We start from the raw sequence: 19,079 nt of genomic DNA on the forward strand, positions 1-19,079 counted from the left end.
TTGTATCAGCCTCTTTCATTGCTTTAATAAGAACGTATATTTCCACACTTTCGTTCAGCATTTTTAAGCTGCTTTGTTAACGGAATCATATGGCTTCCTAACATTCATTGTTTCAAATTTGCATTCAATAGCCGATCTTGTCAAGAACAAGACTGGCCTAGAACTCAATCCAAATGTGATGATTATCGTTAACAACGGAATAATAATGATATGCCATACACTTCCAGTAGCGTACCAATCTAGTGTTTTAATGAATTTAATAAAAAAGAAATGCAAAATAAATACATACGATGTTCTAAGACCTAAAGGCGTAAAAAACATCTGTTTTTTTGGAACCCAAGGTAAAAAAGAAATAATACCACAAAGCATAACTACATAAACCATCATGCGAAAGAATGACCCATACAAAGCAGAATGTCCAATTGTATCAAAAGAATATTTACCTAATAGGTACATTCTCATTGTAGATGGATCCAAAACTAGAAATATAGCCAAACAAAAAATAAATAATGTAATAGATATGATCTTTCCATAACTTTGTTTTACCCAATGGAAATATGCTGGTTTCATATAATAGCCAATAAGGAAAAACGGAAAGAACACAAAAGTTCTTGAAATACTAAAGTATGATTCTGCACTATCTACATAACCAATTCCAATTCCAAATAGAAAAGCAAATACGAGTGAATATGGAATTTTCGTAAATATAAACAACATTAAATTCCAACAAAACATACTCAACAAAAACCACATACCCATCGTTGGCATAAATAATGACAGTTGAAATGTATCGTAATCGTATAAAACATAATTGTAATAAGAATAAATGATTTCGAATAAAACATATGGAAATAGCGTCTTTTTAATAACCTTATTTATGAATCCCTTTTTATAAAAGCTTTTAGAAAAATATCCTGCAATCAATATTAGAGCAGGCATTCTAAAAGCAGCCAAGAAATTGAGCATTACATTTAGAAATTCATTTTGCGTCCTAAACATACTGCTTAAATGACCAAATACAACCAACAAAACTAGAATAAATTTTGCATTATCAAAAAAAGGGTCTCTACTCTTCTTTTGTGTAATATCTTTGCTGATAGCAAAACACCCCATCATTAATTATCAATAATCTAACTAACAAAATATTAGTTTCAATACATTTACTACTGTTAGACGTCCTTAAACCCTAAATCGTTACAATATATATGTTGTTATTTACTACCAATAAAACAACTAGGAAAAAATCAAGTATTGAATCACTCTATTTAATTGTTTTAACCGACATCTCGCCGTTAAAAAAGTTGACTCTCTACCATAACAGAGAATCAACTTTTTTTCATCTATTTAACAGGTTACTCCAACAGCTACTTCCTTCTGTAGCGCTATACTCTTCTCCTACAAAAAAATCTAGGAACTGGAAAAAAACAAGTTATAGCTTCATATGATTGTATTATCCATACTTTTGAAGAGGTGATTCATATTGACCATAGCTGTCATTGATGTGAAAACACATAGCCTGATCACCACAATCCCTGTAGGTACTGGCCTTTTTGATACTTATGGGATGGCTATTACTCCCGATGGAAAACTAGTTTATGTAACAACTTTACCTGACTCAATATCTGTCATTGATGTGAAAACACATTCAATCACTGCTACGGTTGCAGTTGATGATTTGGCAGATGACTTCCCAGTTGATATTGCATTTACACCAGACGGTAAATTAGCTTACGTGACTAACCCTCTCAGTAAGAAAATTTCCATAATAGATGTAAAAACTCATTCAGTTATTTCTTCAATTCAAGTAAGTAGAAATCCTTTCATCGTAGATATTTCTCCAAATGGCAAACTTGCTTATGTTACAAATAAAGATATTCAAATTGTAGAGCCGAACACAATATCTGTTATTGACGTAAAAACTCATTCATTGATTAACACAATAGAATTTGCAGTTACTGATAACTTATTGGATATTGCATTCAACCCTGATGGTAGCATCGTTTATGTTGTTGGAAACTCACCTAACTCAACTGTTTTTGCGATTGATACAGACACACACTCAGTCATTGCTACAATTGTAGTTGGTGATTCTCCATTTAGCCTTAAATTTACCCCCGATGGCAAACTTGCTTATGTCGTTAACAGAGGAGGTGCATCAGTATCAGTTATCGATGTGAAAACTCATACAGTCATAGCAACTGTACCTGTGAATGCCTTATCAGGTAATATTGATTTTAGTCCTGATGGTAAATTGGCTTATGTAACCAGTGAGACCTCTGATAATTTTTTAACTGCCATCAATGTGAAAACCCATTCCGTTATTGCGAATATCATGATTCCATTCGGACAATCCGATGTTACATTCACCCCTGACGGAAGACTAGCTTATGTGACTCATCAAAATGATGAGTTTGTCTCAGTGGTTGATGTTAAGACCCATACGTTGATTGCTACAGTTCAAATTAATTTTCGGCCTAGCACTGTTATATTCACACCAGATGGTAAGCTAGCTTATGTGACTCAAATTCTTATCTAATAGCATTATCGTAGATTCACAAGCCACTATGACCTTTAAGTAAATATGTGATAGCATGACAAGGTTTAACTTTCATCCAACTTCTTTTTTCACATTATAAAAAGACGTCCTTCTACACAATAAAGACGTCACGCTATACAATCATTTGTAATATTATATTACTCAAATATTCTTAGATGAATTTTTCTAAAACCCCTCCTACCTATTGCTCTTATTCCTCATTCATAGCATAATCAGCTGCTTTAATAGCATGAATCTTTGTCGTATCAAAGACAGGAACTGGTATGTCTTGCTCCTTTATAAGCATCGTTATTTCTGTACAACCGAGTATAATGCCTTCAGCTCCTTGCTCAATTAACTTATCAATAATCTCTACATATTGACGCTTGGATTCATCCCTTACTTTGCCTAAACAAAGCTCATTATAGATAACATTATGAATAATGTTGCGCTCTCGTTCATTAGGTACAATCACTTCTATATTATCATTCGATTGTAATCGCCCTTTATAAAATTCCTGCTCCATCGTAAACTTCGTTGCTAATAGTCCAATTTTTGTTATTCCACATTGCTTTATTGCTTCTCCCGTCATATCTGCAATATGAAGCACTGGCATAGTAATTGCTGTTTGGATATCCTCAGCCATTTTGTGCATTGTATTCGTACAAATAAGTAAAAAATCTGCTCCACCTTTTTCTATACACTTTGCTGCATTGATAAGTTCGACGGTCGCTTCATCCCATTTCCCAGCAAATTGAAGATCTTTGATATGTTGAAAATCTACAGAGTACATTAAAATTTTTGCTGAATGGTGTTTTCCTAGTTTTTCTTTTACTCTTTCATTAATTAATTTGTAATATATAGAGGATGATTCCCAGCTCATTCCACCAAGCAGCCCGATTGTTTTCATTATATTTCTCCCCCCCTCATCAGCATGATTATTTTAACATTCAGATAATTAAAGTTTATTTTAACACCTTATGAGATAAATCATAGTAGATTAGAATGATCTATGTCCACTTTCTCTAATTACTTTCAAAATAATGTAATTGTAACAAAGGTTATATATTTTAGGCTATTTTTAAATCTATCGTTCCTAATATAGAAGATAAAAACGTCTTTTACTCAACAGTCATCGTTGTACAAAAGAAAATATGCCTTAAACCTAGTTGTATACTTGTTACGAAAACAACCTAATTAAAAAACCTTATACATTAACTTATGAGGGCCAATTGGATAAATTTCAAATATTTCACCTTGTGGTAAAAGGCCTAATTTTTCGTAGTAATCACATACAGATACACGCGCATTACACCACCAAGAGTCCACATTTTTTTCATTCATCAATGCTTCTGCATAATTAATCAAACGACTACCTGCATTATTATTTCTATATTTCTTCAAAGTCGCCATCCCTCTTAGCCTATATTGTACATGACCGTCAATCAACGGGTGACACTCGTTATAGAACGAGGCTACACTTACTATGCTGTTATTTACAAAAGCTCCTAAATGAAATGATTGATGATGATGATCATGCTCGTACTTACATGCCTCTATTGTTTGATGAGGGCGCAATACTTCATTACGTATTTCATAAGTGTCTTCAGGGTTTATCTGTTTTACAGCTATCATGATTAAGCCCCTTTCTACATAAATTTACACTCAATTATTGTCGAGAAGAATGTAAAGTGATAAGTAACATATAATACTACACAAGATTAATTCGTATTGGTTAGGTATACTTCTAATTCCCTTCAAACTTATTAAAATACGGACAAAACAAAACTTATGCTAAAACAAAGATGATAGTTTAATTGCTATCAGTCGCACTCGTTCTCCACACCGTTCCTCTTCTCTCATACTCTAATCTCTTTTCCACTGCATAGGCTACATCCGATCCAACAAACCGTTCTATTAACCATAAAGCCAAATCAACACCTGACGTGACTCCTCTTGCAGTAAGTAACTTATTATCATCTACTATTCTTGCACCGATCACTTCACAACCTAGAGCGGCCATTTCTTTTGATGCTAGGTGATGCATTGTAGTTGTACGACCTTTTGTTATCCCACAAACCGCCATTAACATTCCACCTGTACATACACCACCAATAATCGTTCCTTGTTCGTAAAATTGTTTGATTATCTGAGGTAAAACACCGCGTTCTGCTTCTTTTCTAGCACCCTGCTCCCCTTTATGGTTCCATCCACCCCCCGGAACTATTAACATATCTGGACGTTTTTCAACGGAGATTGTAGCATCTACATTTACCTTCAAACCATAAAAGCCTTTTACTTCCTTTTGCCCATCTAACGTGACAAGACTTACTTGAAAATAGTCTTTTATTTCATTCGAACGCTTTAAAACTTCATAAGGAGCAATTGCATCTAATTCATCAAAGCCGTTAAATAATATAATTTGTATAACCATTCGTACACCTCAAATCACATGAATGTTATTCTAGTTATATCTTACTCTCGATTTTAACATAAGAAAATTCTTAAATTTTTATATGTAAACATAAGAAAAACTTATCTTTCTCCACCATTACAAACTACAAACTATATTCCTACTCTATACAAATAGACCTACACTCCAAGATACATACCTTTTTTTGTAAATTATACATTTTGTCCAATCTCTTAAATGATCAGTTCATATACTAAAGTAGTTTTATATAAGGAGGTGTATGAAAACTGGCGTTTTGTGTCCGACTTAGAGAACCTATAAATGCAGAAGTTGGGGTACAAGAATTTATTCAAGTGTGTACCTTCTCTACTACTGATGCAGATATAGATACAAAAGTATTAGTAGCACTAGGAGATCACGATCAAGCTAATGATATAGAATTTGTATTTAGTGATGGGACTCCAATAGAGTTTAATGAAGTAGGTGTTCATATCTTTGACCCTGTTATACTAAACACATGTGCCAACATTATTGGTACATTCAACAAACCTGGAGAATATCTATTTAATGTTGCATTACTAGAACAAACAACTAACGAACTCTTAGATTTTGAAGCGTCTACTGTCAAAGTGTTTGATTAAATACTAGCACTCTTTTTATATTTATTACCGTAAAAAAACTACACCTCCTGTTATTACTAATCAGTAACATTGGAGGTGTAGTTTGATGTTCATAGGCTGTGATAGCAGCTATAATTAAATCCGAAATGAACAGCTAGCAATCGTTTCATCTGTCCTTATTTAGCCATTATATTAACAAATCTTTCAAGAAGTGCCTTTATTTTTTAATGATAGATGAAGCGTCTCTTATCTTTCTTTCAAACAATATCTTTTTCGGTTTGACAAATCCATCTCGAAAATAATATTCTCTTTCATCACTATTTCCATCAAAGGCTGCTTTAATTTGTTGAGCTACATACTTTCGAAATGGAAAACTATTATATTTTTTCGGATTATAACTAAGCTTTAATTCAGGATAGTCATAGATTTTTCCTTCATAGACTAAATCTAGTTTGTTAGCGTTGCGGAAATCATTTGGTGAGACTAGTGAACTAGGCTTATTAAAAAGCTTTATACCACTACGCCTCAAAATCTCTGCAACAAACTGCGAACAAAAATAGGATGAAGGAACTTCAATTGGATGGTTAATAGGTACACCAAACAATCCTATAAAATTGTAATAGTACCATTTCTTATTCTTTTTAAAAGCTGCAATAAGTCGCAGCATTTTATTATAAATACGTTCATTTACTTCTAATTTATAAATAGCACACGTTGTTTCAGGGTACCAACTAAAAGTACCTTTCACAAAGTCCTCTTGTACAAATCCACCGTATAGAGGGTTAATTGGTTGCTTACGTCCAAAGCTAAACACTTCATTCAACTCTTTATCTAATGCTATTGAAGCATGATTATATGGGGCATGTGTGACAAGTTTAATTGTTCTATTAAGTGTTGTACCGGTATCCGTTAATAAAATATAAACTTCCTTCATAAATCTCCCCCCTCTATTCTCCTAATAAGATTACGATAATTATAAATGAGAATGTTAAGATTATAAACCCTGTATAAAACAGTATTATTTGGCAAGAGAGGAGATAAAAATCTGTCTATCATTAATTATTCTACAACATTGCCATTTGGCATTAGCCTCTTGTTAAAAAGAACGTGCGCAATGACAGTTTGAAAAATCATAAATACTCCACCGACTGTCCAGTACAGAGGTAAAACTGCTGGAGCGGTTAACGAAAATAAGCCAATTAAAATTGGTGACACATAACCTATAAACGCAAATTGTTGTTGCTGCTGTGAGTTCATGCCCATTTGTGATACTTTATACTGAATCAAATAAACGAATGCTGCTATGAGCGCCATAATTATATCCGGTTGCCCGAGGTTAAACCATAGAAATGAATGGGTAGCGATTTCAGGTGTGCGCTGAATCGCATAGTAGAAGCCAATTAAAATTGGGAATTGTATGATCATTGGTAGACAGCCAATCGATAAAGGATTAATCCCATGCTGTTGATAAAGTTCTAACATCTCTTGTTGCAGCTTTCTTTGTTCATCAGGCTTCATAGCTTTGTCTTTAAGCTTTTGTTGTATTTCCTCCATTTCAGGCTGAATCATGTTCATCTTCTCTTTCATGTTCAATTGGTTACGGTATTGTTTAATCATCATAGGCATTAAAATTAGCCTAATGATGATTGTTATCACAATGATAGATAATCCATAACTACCTTTAAACAGGGCTGCAATATATTGAATTAAATAAGAAAATGTATACACAAAATAATGATTAAACCATCCAGATGTATTGGCATCTATTGGCTCTGCCGTTGCTTGGCAGCCACTTAACAAGACCAATCCAATAATAACTAATAAACTACTCTTTTTCTTAAGAATTGTGAATACAGACTGACGTACCACAGTTTTCCTCCTCGTCTCATTTGTAATTTTGTTCTTAATGAGACCGGAAAACAATCTGAATCGTCATCAGGAGCTTCTTTCCGTTTTACTTTTGAATTGATCCAATGTTGTATAAGCTTAACCTCTCCTGATTTTTGTTGATCAAGTAAAGGAGATAGCTGAATGGATTGTAAGTATTCTTTATTTGAAAATTGATGTTTATTTACATATTGCTTAGAAATATAAAGGACTGCTGACACTACAAGTGCAGTAGTAATAAGTAAACTAAGTGAAAATATATAAGGGAAGATATTGTTTATCAATTCAACGAACATCTGTATTCACCTCCTGCTTGAATGTATCTTTGTATACGGACTACAACCTAAAAGGTTTCATTTTATATTACGGCTTTTATATTTACTTTGTTGTTAGAATCACCATAAAGGATTGCTTTCAAAAGATACCACGTAGATTTGTTATATATGTATTTATTTTTTTGTACTAATAAAATAGGCAACATACAGGATATGTCGCCTTAAGGATTTTGAGACTATTTCAGTTCTGTAGAAAGGGACTTCAAAAAAAACAACAGTAAACTCAAACCTTCTCTTGTCTCTCTATCAAACATTGATCTTGACAGTTGCATTGCAGTTAATGGATCTTTTCCTTTACGATCTAATTGTGCTTTGTTAAAAGCGTTAACTACACCTTCAGCCATATTAATTGAACCATTCTGTAACATCACATCAGCTACTTCGATCATTTTTATTAATTTTTCAAACATATCACTAACCATAGAACTAGTCATAGCTTGTTTCATACCATTTATCAGCTCAGCCAATTGAGCTAAAGTTGTTAATACGCCATTTTCTTCTAGCTGCTTAATTTCAACTAACGTCTGTTGTAAACTTTTACTTACTTCAACGAGAGTTGTCAATAATTCTATCGTTTCAGGCTGAATTATTTGATCAGCTACTTCAGTAATCTTTACCGTTTTATGAGCTAGCTCTGAAACCATTTCTCCAGTTGTTGCTTGACTAACAGCATCCATTAATTGCTTTATTTTATCACTCGTTTGATCAACCACTAAGTGTTCTCCTTGCTCACTAGTACTCAATATGAACACCTTCTTTACAAAATTCCTCTTGCGTTTAGCCAATATAACTCACCATAGACTAGCTTGAACCAATGTAGAAAATCAGAAGTGGCAACTGGTTTAGGTGGTGTATGATAGTCGAATGTAATCATACTTGCGTCCTCTAAACTGTTTTCTAAAAAACACGCGACTTTACCATTATATCTATGAGTTTCAGGTAAACCTTTAACACGATTCACAATATTAGGTACTAACACTTCTGTCTGATAATGTGCTGTGGAGCCAGCTTTGCTAATTGGTAAGTTAGTGGCGTCTCCTATCACATAAATTTTATCTGATCCTGCCATTTTTAATGTATAACGATCTGTCGGAATGAAGCCGATCTCATCACCTAGTCCTGAATTTACAATCACTGGTGCCCCTTCATGAGATGGAATAGAAATGAGTAGATCATAAGAATGCTCCTCACCATCCATCGTCATTACAACCTTGCGTTGTGGATCAACTGATTCTACGTTGAAAAATGACTCGAATTCTATTTTGCGTTTCTCAAATTCCGGTTCTGCCCAAGCTGACACTGGTTGCAAGGAATGAATTCTACCTATTGGATATGTGTATTTAATCGTAATGTCGTCTTTTATACCCCTCTTGCTAAAATAATCTTCTAACATTAGGGCTAATTCTAGAGGAGCTGCAGGACATTTATGAGGAACGTCAATCGTAATAAGAATTTTACCTTTTTTCATATCTACTAGCTTATCTCGTAATTTAATAGCCCCTTCAAGTGTATAGAAATTATCTGCTCCCTCTTGTAAACCAGGGATACTATTAAAATTAGGGTGAGAGCCAGTAGCAATAACTAAAAAATCATAGGAATATTGAGTTGTCTTTGACTTTATCATATTTTTTTCAGGGATAATTTTTTCAATATCATCAAATTGTAAATGAACATTTCTATGGACGAGTGTGTCTTGCTGACGGATAAAATGTTCAGGGGCTTTTTCATTAAATACAACATATAAATAACCAGGCTGATAAATATGCTGTTCCGTATTAGAAATTAATTGAATCTCAACTTTATCTTCTGTTATTTCATCATTTAACTGCCGTGCTAATTTATTCGCTACCATCATGCCACCACTACCTGCACCGATGATAACAATCCTTTTTTTCATGGAGAAAAACACCTCTCCTTCCTTCAAATTACATAAAATTATCTCATTTTTCTGACCGCTATTTTGTACTCTTCTTCTATTCTTTTTAAATAAACTATTTCGTGACCCATTTTTTTGGCCCATTCGGGAATGTCAACAGCCGATCCTTTGTCGGATGAAAGAACTTCAATAATGTCACCTACCTTACTTGTTTTAATCGTTTTAATAAGCTCCATTAATGGACCTGGACAATATGAGCCACGAGCATCAATAGACCTTGTGATCATAACATCTGCCATAGGAATAACACCTCCAATAAATATTTTCTTACATAGTTATGACTTGTGAACCTTGTGTCATTGTTAAAAATTTGGTGACCCCTATAATATCATCGAAAACGTTAATCATATCATCTTGCTGCCAGCCCATAATATCCATTGCTAACGCACAGCCGTAAATATGCAAGTCCCCTACATCTTTTCCTTCTTTTAATAAATGATCAAATAAAGGAATATCTTTTAATAGCAGTTCTTTACCAACAACTCCTGTTTTGAATTCTTGCTTCTTGAATTGGTCAATACGAAACGACGTCAACGCATTCATTGTTACAAAAACATTTACCTTCATTCCTGACATCGATGCTACTGATCCGACTAATGCACCTGCATGTAATTTTTCAAGCTCGTCACTCATTAGAATAATGCCTATAGATGGTTGCTGCGCACTCACTTTTTATTCCTCCTTACTTAAAAATTTTATTTACAACTATATTATATATTACCCATACCCGTATAGGTGTTACAACTTCATGAACAGTATACTTCTTATCTTTTTTCTTCCAACAACTGTAACTAAAGTTGCTGGAAGTAAAAAACTTAAACGTCATTTATGTATAACTCGCCATTAACAGAGCTGTCTTCAACTCTTATTTCATTCACCTTTATACAAAAACAGCGAAAAAGGCACTAAACAATATTATGCTTAGTACCTTTTTACATATATCTAATTATTCAAATGTTCCTTTCACAATTACTTGCCTATCCTTGACCACCTGTTGTCCCTTTGCAAATACATGTTCAATATTAAGAGTTTGTTCATTTAGAATAACAATGTCTGCATCACTACCTTCTTTTAACAAACCCTTCTGTGGATACGCACCAATTGCTTTAGCAACATTAGAGGTTACGATTTTTAAAGCATCAGCAAGGTCGATATTTTTCTTCGTAACTAAGTGCTTAAAAACAGTGTATAGAGTATCCACTTTACCTACATCTAACCCAATGATGTTACTGTTTTCATTATAAACAGGTAAGCTTCCATTTCCATCAGAGCTTATCGTAATGTTTTCGACCGGAACTTTATGATTAAAACATTCTACTACGGCATCACTCGGTGTGATTTCGTCATTGTTATAAACCTCTGCGTATGTTGATATATCAATACGACCACCAACTTGTGCAAACTGAATAGCTTGTTCTAGTAGCGCCTTCGTTCTTGAAACATGTGTAGGCATGAATTGAGTAATAGGAATGTCAGTTTCTTCTACAATTCGTAATAACTGATCAAGTCGAGCGCCTCCGCTTCCTACATGGATATGCACCATACCACTTTTGCCACTTAACATACCTGCTACTCTTGCTTCAGAAGCTAAACGAATTATTTCTTGATCCGCCATTTGTGAAGACCGATGATCTGCAAGCGCGACCTTCACACCAATTACTTTATCAATAAACATAATATCCTTCTTCACACTACCTGTAATCGTGACACTCGGTATTGTATATGAACCTGTATGGATAAATGTCGTTATTCCTTCATGTTCTAAACCATGAGCCTTTGCGAGGAGGGATTCAATATGCCTTGTTTCACCATCTGTTCCGAGCAATCCAACGACGGTAGTGATTCCATTTTGCACAAGATCAGATAACACCACCTCAGGTGTTCTACTATAAAAACCAAGTTCGCCACCACCACCTATTAGGTGAACATGTTGATCAATAAACCCTGGAACGACGATCTTGTCCATTGCATCAATGACTTCCACATCAAATAGACCATGTTCTACAGAAATATCCTCAGCTATCTTCACGATTTTATCGTTAATCATTAATATGTCTGCTTTTCCGTGATAGTTAGGATTGTATATTTCACCATTTTTAATTAATATGTATGACATCTCTACTCTCCTATCTAATTTTCACCAATCATAACATAATTTACAAAACAGTCTACAGCTCGTTATCGATATAAATCTTTATTGTAAGTATTCATATATGATAAAATATGTTGTTAGTATATATATCATATTTTAATAAAGGATTTCGACTGGAATCCTATTAATAATGAATAAGTGAAGGAGAATATGAATGGAAAAAACACTCATTTTCGGACACAAAAATCCAGATACAGATACAATCTGTTCTGCAATAGCTTATGCGGAATTAAAAACACAAATTGGGATGAACGTTGAGCCTGTACGCCTTGGTGAAGTAAATGGAGAAACACAATTTGCTTTAGACCATTTCCATATAGATGCCCCACGTTTAGTTGAAACAGTTTCAAATGAAGTAAACAGTGTCATTTTAGTTGACCACAACGAGCGTCAGCAAAGTGTGGATGATATCAATAGCGTTCGTGTACTCGAAGTTATTGACCATCACCGTATTGCTAATTTTGAAACGAGTGACCCTTTGTATTATCGTGCTGAACCAGTTGGTTGTACAGCTACGATCTTAAACAAGCTATATAAAGAGCACGGTGTATCAATTAAAAAAGAAATTGCTGGATTAATGTTATCTGCAATCATTTCTGATTCATTATTATTCAAATCACCGACATGCACGGAAGAAGACGTAGCTGCTGCTCGTGAATTAGCAGAAATTGCAGAGGTGAATCTCGAAGAGTATGGCTTAAACATGCTGAAGGCTGGTGCAGATTTGAGTGATAAATCTCCTAGTGAGATGATATCCCTTGATGCAAAAGAATTCCAAATGGGTACTGCTAAAGTTGAAATTGCACAAGTAAACACAGTAGATACAGCTGATGTTCTTACTCGTAAAAACAACTTAGAAACAGCGATGTCAAATGTTATTAATGATAAAGGTTTAGATTTGTTTTTATTCGTTGTAACTGACATTTTAACGAATGATTCAACTGCTATTGCACTAGGTGAATCTGCTAATGCTGTAGAAAAAGCATTCAATGTATCATTACAAGACAATACTGCTATTCTCAAAGGTGTTGTTTCACGTAAAAAGCAAGTTGTTCCTCAATTAACTGAAGCATTATCTTAAGAAATACCTAAGTAACATGCTGAAGGAATCTCACTTACGAAAAATGTAAAGTGTAAGCACGGTCCAATACGTTTATACTTTTAAACCTATAAAAAGCTGTTTTTTTGCACATCACTTGTTGGCATGCTTAAAACAGCTTTTTTTCAATCTAACAAATACACAATATAGATTAAACTTCTACAACTTTTGCTCTTATGAGTAATTTAGTTACTCTAATTAAATAAGTTTCCCTACGTAGTTCATCTTCTCAACGTCAACTGAATCAAATGATCCATCTAGTATCTTTCTAACATCACTTAACGTATCCTGAAGACTTACCGTCATTCCTTTCTGTCCACTATAAGACTCAGCAACATAGAATGGTTGAGTTAAATACGCCTCAAGTCGTTGTCCTCTCTTATACGTCTGTACTTCAGAGGCTGGTAGGCTTTTTTCTCCTTTAATATTTACTATTGAACGCAATTCACGGTAGCGACGTAATAATTTTCTTGCACGCTGTTGAATCGTAAGGTGGGTTGGGTCAATATGTGCTCCTTCAAGAACTGAGGATGTTGAAAAAATGGGGTTCACTGCTGGAAACTTACGCCTTGCTGCAAGGTCAGCGTCAAATTGCCATAATGTTTCTAAAGGACCATACGGTAAGTCTTCATCGACTGCCTCTCCCTTTAGATCAACAAGGAAAGTAGTTACTGATTCAACACCTACATCGTGTAGTCGTTCTTGCAAACGATGTATTTCACCTGAAATAACATGAGAGCGGTCTGTTACAAAAGTAATTTCTTTTGCTTTCCCTATGCTAACCATCTTTTCATAAGCATCGTCGATTGAATTTATTACGAGATCCACAATCTTTTCGATATCATTTATTTCTGGGTGCTCGCCTTCTGGTTTTAACATAATTGAATAATAGCCTTCTTTTTTTAGTCGCTCGAGCATTTCAGCAATGACGACTAGCTGCCCCATTCCAGGACGGGCTACTAAACCGACAGTTCCCCCTTTCGTTAACGGTGCAAACAAATCTAATGCTTTTATTCCCGTTTCAACCATGTTAACCTTCTCCCCTCTTAATATTAATTCGTCTAAACTACATTCTGCCAATGATGCAAGTGCAACCAACGTACGAACTTCAGAACGCCCTACAGGAATTTTTCCGGTACATAAATTAGAAACAGTAGCTGGCCGTAAACCTACAGATTTTGCAGCACTCGTTAAATTCGGAACTCTTCTACGCAATAAAGTGACATTTAGTCTTAAATTTTCCATAATAACACCTCCTTACTTTATATAGTAATATTTATTCCATTTGAAAGCAACTATAAATTACTCTTAAGAGTAATTTATTTTTCGTTTTGATTATATAATGTATAATTTTCAGCGCATAATATCATATTGCCATATGTCATTTACAAAGGCTCTTATCCCAAACTTTTCTCTATTGTGCAAATTAGTATCATAAAAAAATAGTATTATACTGTTTGCATCGTTGACAGAAGAAAAGATGCCACGAACGTTAGTTATAATCGTATTTATCTCTAATTACGTAAAGCAACAATTAGTGCGAAAACAGCCTTCACAAAACAATTGAGCTGTGTAGCATACGAACCCTTTTACTACACAGCTCTTAGTTAGCTTAAACATTCCTGACACTTCAGACAAAATAATTAAAACTAGATGCACTTATGCCCTTATTTACAACAGTCTACATAGATGAAGCTCGATGTTTTCCATACAGCTCCATCGCTGGATGTGAGCCCTTTGTTATGACATCTCTTAATATGTTTGCTAGCACTCCGCTATAAACCATTCCGTTATCACCATATGCATACATAAAATAACAGCTTGGGAATTCTTCATATTGTCCAATCATAGGTAATCCTTCACGGGTGCCACCATAAAAAGCACCTAAATAATAATCTGGATTAACTGCTATGTTTGGGAACAATTTATTGAATTCCTCTACTAATTTCTTCTTTTTATGAATAATTTTCGAATCACGATCATTAGCATAGTGGGTATTCTCGTCCAAGCCTCCAATAATTATTCGACCGTCAGGTGTTGTCCGCATATAAATGTAAGGGCGAGCAGTTTCCCAAATCAATGTTTTGTTATACCAGCCTGAAAAGTCATCTACAGGATTAGTTACGATAGCATAGGAACTAGTTAAGTACCCATTTTTTTCTTTTTTAAATTCTAATCCTTCATAGCCAGCAGCAATAATCACATGTTTTGCTTTAATAGCATGCTTATTTGCTGTAAAAAAAGTTGTTGAACCGTTCTCAAACTTATGACCGTTAATTCTAGTTCGCTCAAATATTTGAACTCCTCTCTGTTGAGACTCCATTAGCAGACCATGCGTATATTTATAAGGATTAATTTCCCCATCATCATAAATATGCAAAGCTAATTTCTTAGCAAAAGGATACCGCTCACTAATCTGTCTTTCAGTTAATAGATCGACATGAAAGTGATGTTTATGAAGAAAGTGATATTCTTTGTTTAACTTTTCTACTCCTTCTTCATCACTAGCATAATAAAGGCTATCTCTACGGTTGAATTCCGGGTCTATTTTCATTTGCATTGCAGCTTTTTCGATGTCATTCATTGCTTCTTCACATAATTTTGTATGTAAAATAGCCGATTGTTCACCAAAACTATTGACTAGTTCGAATAACATTTTATCTCCCAAATATTGTATTAAAGCAGTGTTTACAGCTGTACTGCCTTGTCCAATTTGTCTTCTATCAACAACAGCCACCTTTAAATCAGTTTCACTGAGTAAATAAGCACATTGTGCACCAGAACTCCCTCCACCTATAATAAGAACATCACAATTGATGTCTTCTTCTAACACAGGATATGATGGAGGATTGTTATAAGTTGTCGGCCAATAAAATTTACCACTTTGCAAGTCCATAAAATAGCTCCTCATATATATTTTCTTAGGCTCTTTTCGTAGGCTTCTTTACTACAATTGTCAGTTTTAAAAGAGAGAAGGTACCAGAAATGCTACGGAAAAAGCAAGACTTTATCAAACTTTTTAAGAAAAGGCCCAGGGCATAAAAGTAATATTGCAAGCTAGATCAACACCGAAGACTTCTTGTAACTCTCATGTTTTATTGCTAGTTAAGGTTCTACATTTATCCATCAGAAAACAGCTTAAGTAAAATACTCAATTTTTGCTTCTGGAAAAAATTGATCTACATAACTTTCCAATGTATCTTTAAGTTCTGCCTCTTCATCTTTTTGATAGATATATTTTCCGATTCCATACCTCCCCCATTTATACCTTCTATCTTCTTCCTCCATTTTGAGCTTTGATTTTGGATAGTTTTTTTCGATCACACGTTTAGCTGGCTTCGTAAATCTATGTTGAATCATCTCAAAGGTAATATCATCTCTTTGTGTTTTTGGTAGCTGTTCATCTAGTTTGATGAATAAATTTCGATATCCCTCTTTCCACCCTTCATGCAAGTAAATAGGGGCTACAATAAAACCTAATGGATACCCTGCATCTACAACTTTTTTAGCTGCATCAATTCGATCTGATAATGGCGACGTACCTGGTTCAAAATTTTTTATGACATAATCTGCATTGATACTAAAGCGAAAGCGAGTTTTTCCGTTATGGTTAGCAGTTAACAAATGATCTACGTGGGAGAATTTTGTGACGAACCGTAATTTACCTAAATCACTTTGTCCAAAATACTCTATTGTTCGTTTTAAAGTATGTGTTAAGTGATCGATCCCTACAATATCTGAAGTACAAGAGGCTTCAAATCTTGTCTCCTCTGGTGAACGCTCAACCATATATTGATGAGCTTGATCAAGAATTTCTTCTACATTGACATACGTTCTAATATAAGGTTTGCTTCCCATCGTCGTTTGTAAATAACAATAATGACAATGTCCCATACATCCAGTCGCCAAAGGAAGTGCATATTCAGCCGAAGGCTTCGATGAATCAAATTTTAACGTTTTTCTAACACCTATCACTAACGTTGATTTAGCGTTACGATATTGTTGCAAATGACCTTCACCTGGTATATTCCTTACTTGATTATGAGAGGTCGTTTTTCTTATTTCGACGCCTAAGTCGTTAAATTTATCTAAAAGCTCTTCACCAAGCTTATAAGTTATAGCATTAGGTTCATAGTAGACAAGCTGTGGCATAAAGGGCTTTACCATATATTTCACTTCCTTATCGTAATGTCCGAATTGTAACTACATAAAATATAAGTCTCAGTCCCATGAATAATTAATGTTATAACCTACCGTAAATTCAATAGTCATGTTAGTTTAGTCTTGTTCGTAATCAAATATATTATTGAACGCTTTTTCTGCTTCTTCATACGTAGGATAAACTGCATCATCCTCGTCAATTAAATGAAAAGATTCATGAAGAAAAAGTGCAACATCATTGTTATTTTCTGGATGTGCTACTATTTCAGCTTGCTCAATATTTGCTACATTTGGGGTATGAGGGTTGCGATATATCACATACACCTGATCTCCTGCTTTAACTTGTTTGTTATCCATACAGTTAACCTCCTTTTAAACAATATCGTTTCCTTCCATGCTGAATCTATGTATTATCCTTTAAACAAGGTGTTATCACTTGTTGTAGGCAATACCACCATCAGAAAGTTACAAAATTGCTTTGCTTATTGTTTTGCAATGAAAACTATGAAGCAGTTTGTATTCCATTCATATGAATCAATAATAATTATGAGAGAAAGATCATTATTACCAAATTATGAAGTAGTAATTAATGCATAAAACAAAACAAGTCGACTCCTTCACTAATGGAATCGACTTGTTTTTTCTGTTAAAGCTCACTATTCGGCTTTAATCAACACTTCTCATGAATATAAGAACAATCAATATGTTTCTCTTTCAAATACTGTTGTTATACTAATATTATTATCAGCTAACCTGTTTTGGATTTTTTCTTCCCATATACTTTTATGCGTTAAACTTCTCAAATCTACCCCATACCATTGCTCAAGACTTGTACGTGAAACTTTATACCTTTCATCATCAAGTGAAAAATATAAACCTTCTAAGTTATCTATGAGCGCAAAAGCAGCTGTCGCATTGTAAATAAAAGCTCTTTCAACATTTTCTTTGTTACTATTTAATATTTTTTCCTGATAGATAATTTCAAAAGTAAGTAACTCTGGGTACGATTGATAAGTTCTTTGAATATCGTTTAATGGTAAGTGATCAAAAAGCATACCCAGATTCGCAGCATTTCCCATGTATTGATTTTTATAACTTAGAATACGGTCAAAGTCATGTGTTAGTGGGTCTTGTTGTTCTATGGCATATTGTTTTTCATTTGCATTTATTTTTGGCAATACGATCACATTAACAACTCCATACAGCCCTAACCCTGATATTAATAACAATATAATTAATTTGCTTCTAAAATTCATTTCATCCACCTACTTCATATTTTTGAATAAGCTTTACGGCTTTACTGAAAAGTAAAGGGATAATAATTGAAACGACCGGTAATACAAGGCTGATAACTAAAATCAATAATTGGTATGGTCCATTAATATCAATAGATCTCCCAAACCAAATATCACTTCCAAACTGCATGCCAATTGTACTTATTGAGCAAACAACTATAAATAATATCCATATATTCCAAACAATTTTTTTATATAAAAATGCTGATTTTAAATTGAATCTTGATACTTTATTAATGAAAGCCTCATCTTTCATACTACTGAATAGTAAGAACAATATCCCGATGATGAACAAGGAAATGAGCAAAACAGTCGACAGTAGCTTACCCATTCCAACAATACTCATAGGTATCGTGACGATCCAAGAGATAATGACATACAACAAACCGTACTGGAGCATTTCAGTTTTATATTGATTTGTAAAAACATCCTTGTGATCTCCAATTAACATTTGGATACTGTCAATATTTTGTGTCGCAAGTTTAACTGCTTGATGATAAGCTATTCCATCGTTAGTAAGATCTGTTACTTTCGCTTCTAGATTACTTAATATTTCATCCTTCAATTCTCTAATTTGTGCACTTTCCACATACCCTTTAAATAAGCGGTTTACATGCTTTTCTAAATCATTCACCTTGACGCCTC

21 protein-coding genes are annotated in these 19,079 nt (G+C 34.1%); 3 read left to right on the forward strand and 18 right to left on the reverse strand.

What is annotated here, in order from left to right; translation table 11 throughout:
• Positions 1-63: 63 nt before the first annotated feature.
• A complete protein-coding gene (locus tag JM172_RS20110; RefSeq protein WP_214484167.1) occupies positions 64-1,113 on the reverse strand; it encodes an acyltransferase family protein in 1,050 nt (349 codons plus the stop codon).
• Positions 1,114-1,480: 367 nt separating this feature from the next.
• On the opposite strand from JM172_RS20110, the gene JM172_RS20115 reads away from it, so the two are divergent.
• The gene (locus JM172_RS20115) at positions 1,481-2,536 is read left to right on the forward strand and encodes a beta-propeller fold lactonase family protein (protein WP_214484168.1); all 1,056 of its coding nucleotides are present in this window, start codon (positions 1,481-1,483) and stop codon (positions 2,534-2,536) included.
• Between the two features lie 211 nt (positions 2,537-2,747).
• On the opposite strand, the gene JM172_RS20120 is transcribed toward JM172_RS20115, so the two are convergent.
• The 3 genes from JM172_RS20120 to JM172_RS20130 form a co-directional block, all read right to left on the reverse strand.
• Positions 2,748-3,446 (reverse strand): aspartate/glutamate racemase family protein, encoded by a 699-nt coding sequence (locus JM172_RS20120; protein WP_214484169.1) that lies wholly within the window; start codon positions 3,444-3,446, stop codon positions 2,748-2,750.
• Positions 3,447-3,733: 287 nt separating this feature from the next.
• Positions 3,734-4,171: a GNAT family N-acetyltransferase gene (locus JM172_RS20125; RefSeq protein WP_214484170.1), complete on the reverse strand. Its 438-nt coding sequence runs from the start codon at positions 4,169-4,171 to the stop codon at positions 3,734-3,736.
• Between the two features lie 178 nt (positions 4,172-4,349).
• Entirely contained in the window at positions 4,350-4,970 is a 621-nt protein-coding gene (locus JM172_RS20130; RefSeq protein ID WP_214484171.1) for a DJ-1/PfpI family protein, read from the reverse strand.
• A gap of 332 nt (positions 4,971-5,302) precedes the next feature.
• Between JM172_RS20130 and JM172_RS20135 the strand changes: the two genes are divergently transcribed.
• Positions 5,303-5,590, forward strand: coding sequence for a hypothetical protein (locus JM172_RS20135; RefSeq protein WP_214484172.1), 288 nt, complete (start codon positions 5,303-5,305; stop codon positions 5,588-5,590).
• 196 nt (positions 5,591-5,786) lie between these two features.
• Here the strand turns inward: JM172_RS20135 and JM172_RS20140 are convergent, their stop codons facing one another.
• From JM172_RS20140 to iadA, 8 genes are all read right to left on the reverse strand, one after another.
• Positions 5,787-6,503 carry a hypothetical protein gene (locus JM172_RS20140; protein ID WP_352223901.1) on the reverse strand — a complete coding sequence of 239 codons (717 nt, stop codon included), beginning with the start codon at positions 6,501-6,503 and terminating at the stop codon, positions 5,787-5,789.
• 125 nt (positions 6,504-6,628) lie between these two features.
• Positions 6,629-7,438 (reverse strand): membrane protein insertase YidC, encoded by an 810-nt coding sequence (gene yidC, locus JM172_RS20145; protein WP_214484173.1) that lies wholly within the window; start codon positions 7,436-7,438, stop codon positions 6,629-6,631.
• Positions 7,387-7,752 carry a hypothetical protein gene (locus JM172_RS20150; protein WP_214484174.1) on the reverse strand — a complete coding sequence of 122 codons (366 nt, stop codon included), beginning with the start codon at positions 7,750-7,752 and terminating at the stop codon, positions 7,387-7,389. Before JM172_RS20150 ends, yidC begins: the two co-directional genes overlap by 52 nt.
• A 215-nt stretch (positions 7,753-7,967) precedes the next feature.
• Positions 7,968-8,504 carry a hypothetical protein gene (locus tag JM172_RS20155; RefSeq protein WP_214484175.1) on the reverse strand — a complete coding sequence of 179 codons (537 nt, stop codon included), beginning with the start codon at positions 8,502-8,504 and terminating at the stop codon, positions 7,968-7,970.
• 44 nt (positions 8,505-8,548) lie between these two features.
• Entirely contained in the window at positions 8,549-9,688 is a 1,140-nt protein-coding gene (locus tag JM172_RS20160; protein ID WP_214484176.1) for an NAD(P)/FAD-dependent oxidoreductase, read from the reverse strand.
• 38 nt (positions 9,689-9,726) lie between these two features.
• Complete coding sequence (locus tag JM172_RS20165) at positions 9,727-9,966, reverse strand: sulfurtransferase TusA family protein (protein WP_250886796.1); 240 nt, start codon at positions 9,964-9,966, stop codon at positions 9,727-9,729.
• Positions 9,967-9,994: 28 nt separating this feature from the next.
• Positions 9,995-10,396 (reverse strand): DsrE/DsrF/DrsH-like family protein, encoded by a 402-nt coding sequence (locus tag JM172_RS20170; protein WP_214484177.1) that lies wholly within the window; start codon positions 10,394-10,396, stop codon positions 9,995-9,997.
• Positions 10,397-10,673: 277 nt separating this feature from the next.
• Positions 10,674-11,843: a beta-aspartyl-peptidase gene (gene iadA / locus JM172_RS20175; RefSeq protein ID WP_214484178.1), complete on the reverse strand. Its 1,170-nt coding sequence runs from the start codon at positions 11,841-11,843 to the stop codon at positions 10,674-10,676.
• 190 nt (positions 11,844-12,033) lie between these two features.
• Between iadA and JM172_RS20180 the strand changes: the two genes are divergently transcribed.
• Positions 12,034-12,960 carry a manganese-dependent inorganic pyrophosphatase gene (locus JM172_RS20180; protein ID WP_214484179.1) on the forward strand — a complete coding sequence of 309 codons (927 nt, stop codon included), beginning with the start codon at positions 12,034-12,036 and terminating at the stop codon, positions 12,958-12,960.
• A 216-nt stretch (positions 12,961-13,176) separates the two neighbouring features.
• Here JM172_RS20180 and JM172_RS20185 read toward each other — a convergent pair whose 3' ends face one another.
• The 6 genes from JM172_RS20185 to JM172_RS20210 all read right to left on the reverse strand — a co-directional run bounded on the left by JM172_RS20185 (position 13,177) and on the right by JM172_RS20210 (position 19,068).
• A complete protein-coding gene (locus JM172_RS20185; protein ID WP_214484180.1) occupies positions 13,177-14,223 on the reverse strand; it encodes an ATP synthase beta subunit C-terminal domain-containing protein in 1,047 nt (348 codons plus the stop codon).
• A gap of 436 nt (positions 14,224-14,659) precedes the next feature.
• On the reverse strand, positions 14,660-15,874 hold the full coding sequence (locus tag JM172_RS20190; protein ID WP_214484181.1) for an NAD(P)/FAD-dependent oxidoreductase: 1,215 nt from the start codon (positions 15,872-15,874) through the stop codon (positions 14,660-14,662).
• A 242-nt stretch (positions 15,875-16,116) separates the two neighbouring features.
• Positions 16,117-17,145, reverse strand: coding sequence for a spore photoproduct lyase (gene splB / locus JM172_RS20195; RefSeq protein ID WP_214484182.1), 1,029 nt, complete (start codon positions 17,143-17,145; stop codon positions 16,117-16,119).
• A 111-nt stretch (positions 17,146-17,256) separates the two neighbouring features.
• The gene (locus JM172_RS20200; RefSeq protein ID WP_214484183.1) at positions 17,257-17,496 is read right to left on the reverse strand and encodes a transcriptional regulator SplA domain-containing protein; all 240 of its coding nucleotides are present in this window, start codon (positions 17,494-17,496) and stop codon (positions 17,257-17,259) included.
• 341 nt (positions 17,497-17,837) lie between these two features.
• Positions 17,838-18,395 carry a DUF4825 domain-containing protein gene (locus tag JM172_RS20205; protein WP_214484184.1) on the reverse strand — a complete coding sequence of 186 codons (558 nt, stop codon included), beginning with the start codon at positions 18,393-18,395 and terminating at the stop codon, positions 17,838-17,840.
• Position 18,396: 1 nt separating this feature from the next.
• On the reverse strand, positions 18,397-19,068 hold the full coding sequence (locus JM172_RS20210) for a hypothetical protein (RefSeq protein ID WP_214484185.1): 672 nt from the start codon (positions 19,066-19,068) through the stop codon (positions 18,397-18,399).
• Positions 19,069-19,079: the final 11 nt, after the last annotated feature.

Source organism: Bacillus sp. SM2101 (genome assembly GCF_018588585.1).
GTDB lineage: Bacteria > Bacillota > Bacilli > Bacillales > SM2101 > Nanhaiella > Nanhaiella sioensis.

Coding starts and splice junctions, on each gene's coding strand:
- JM172_RS20110 (WP_214484167.1), bottom strand. CDS start 1,113: ATGGGGTGTTTTGCTATCAGCAAAGATATTACACAAAAGAAGAGTAGA.
- JM172_RS20120 (WP_214484169.1), bottom strand. CDS start 3,446: ATGAAAACAATCGGGCTGCTTGGTGGAATGAGCTGGGAATCATCCTCT.
- JM172_RS20125 (WP_214484170.1), bottom strand. CDS start 4,171: ATGATAGCTGTAAAACAGATAAACCCTGAAGACACTTATGAAATACGT.
- JM172_RS20130 (WP_214484171.1), bottom strand. CDS start 4,970: ATGGTTATACAAATTATATTATTTAACGGCTTTGATGAATTAGATGCA.
- JM172_RS20140 (WP_352223901.1), bottom strand. CDS start 6,503: ATGAAGGAAGTTTATATTTTATTAACGGATACCGGTACAACACTTAAT.
- JM172_RS20150 (WP_214484174.1), bottom strand. CDS start 7,752: ATGTTCGTTGAATTGATAAACAATATCTTCCCTTATATATTTTCACTT.
- JM172_RS20160 (WP_214484176.1), bottom strand. CDS start 9,688: ATGAAAAAAAGGATTGTTATCATCGGTGCAGGTAGTGGTGGCATGATG.
- JM172_RS20165 (WP_250886796.1), bottom strand. CDS start 9,966: ATGGCAGATGTTATGATCACAAGGTCTATTGATGCTCGTGGCTCATAT.
- iadA (WP_214484178.1), bottom strand. CDS start 11,843: ATGTCATACATATTAATTAAAAATGGTGAAATATACAATCCTAACTAT.
- JM172_RS20180 (WP_214484179.1), top strand. CDS start 12,034: ATGGAAAAAACACTCATTTTCGGACACAAAAATCCAGATACAGATACA.
- JM172_RS20185 (WP_214484180.1), bottom strand. CDS start 14,223: ATGGAAAATTTAAGACTAAATGTCACTTTATTGCGTAGAAGAGTTCCG.
- JM172_RS20190 (WP_214484181.1), bottom strand. CDS start 15,874: ATGGACTTGCAAAGTGGTAAATTTTATTGGCCGACAACTTATAACAAT.
- splB (WP_214484182.1), bottom strand. CDS start 17,145: ATGGTAAAGCCCTTTATGCCACAGCTTGTCTACTATGAACCTAATGCT.
- JM172_RS20200 (WP_214484183.1), bottom strand. CDS start 17,496: ATGGATAACAAACAAGTTAAAGCAGGAGATCAGGTGTATGTGATATAT.
- JM172_RS20205 (WP_214484184.1), bottom strand. CDS start 18,395: ATGAATTTTAGAAGCAAATTAATTATATTGTTATTAATATCAGGGTTA.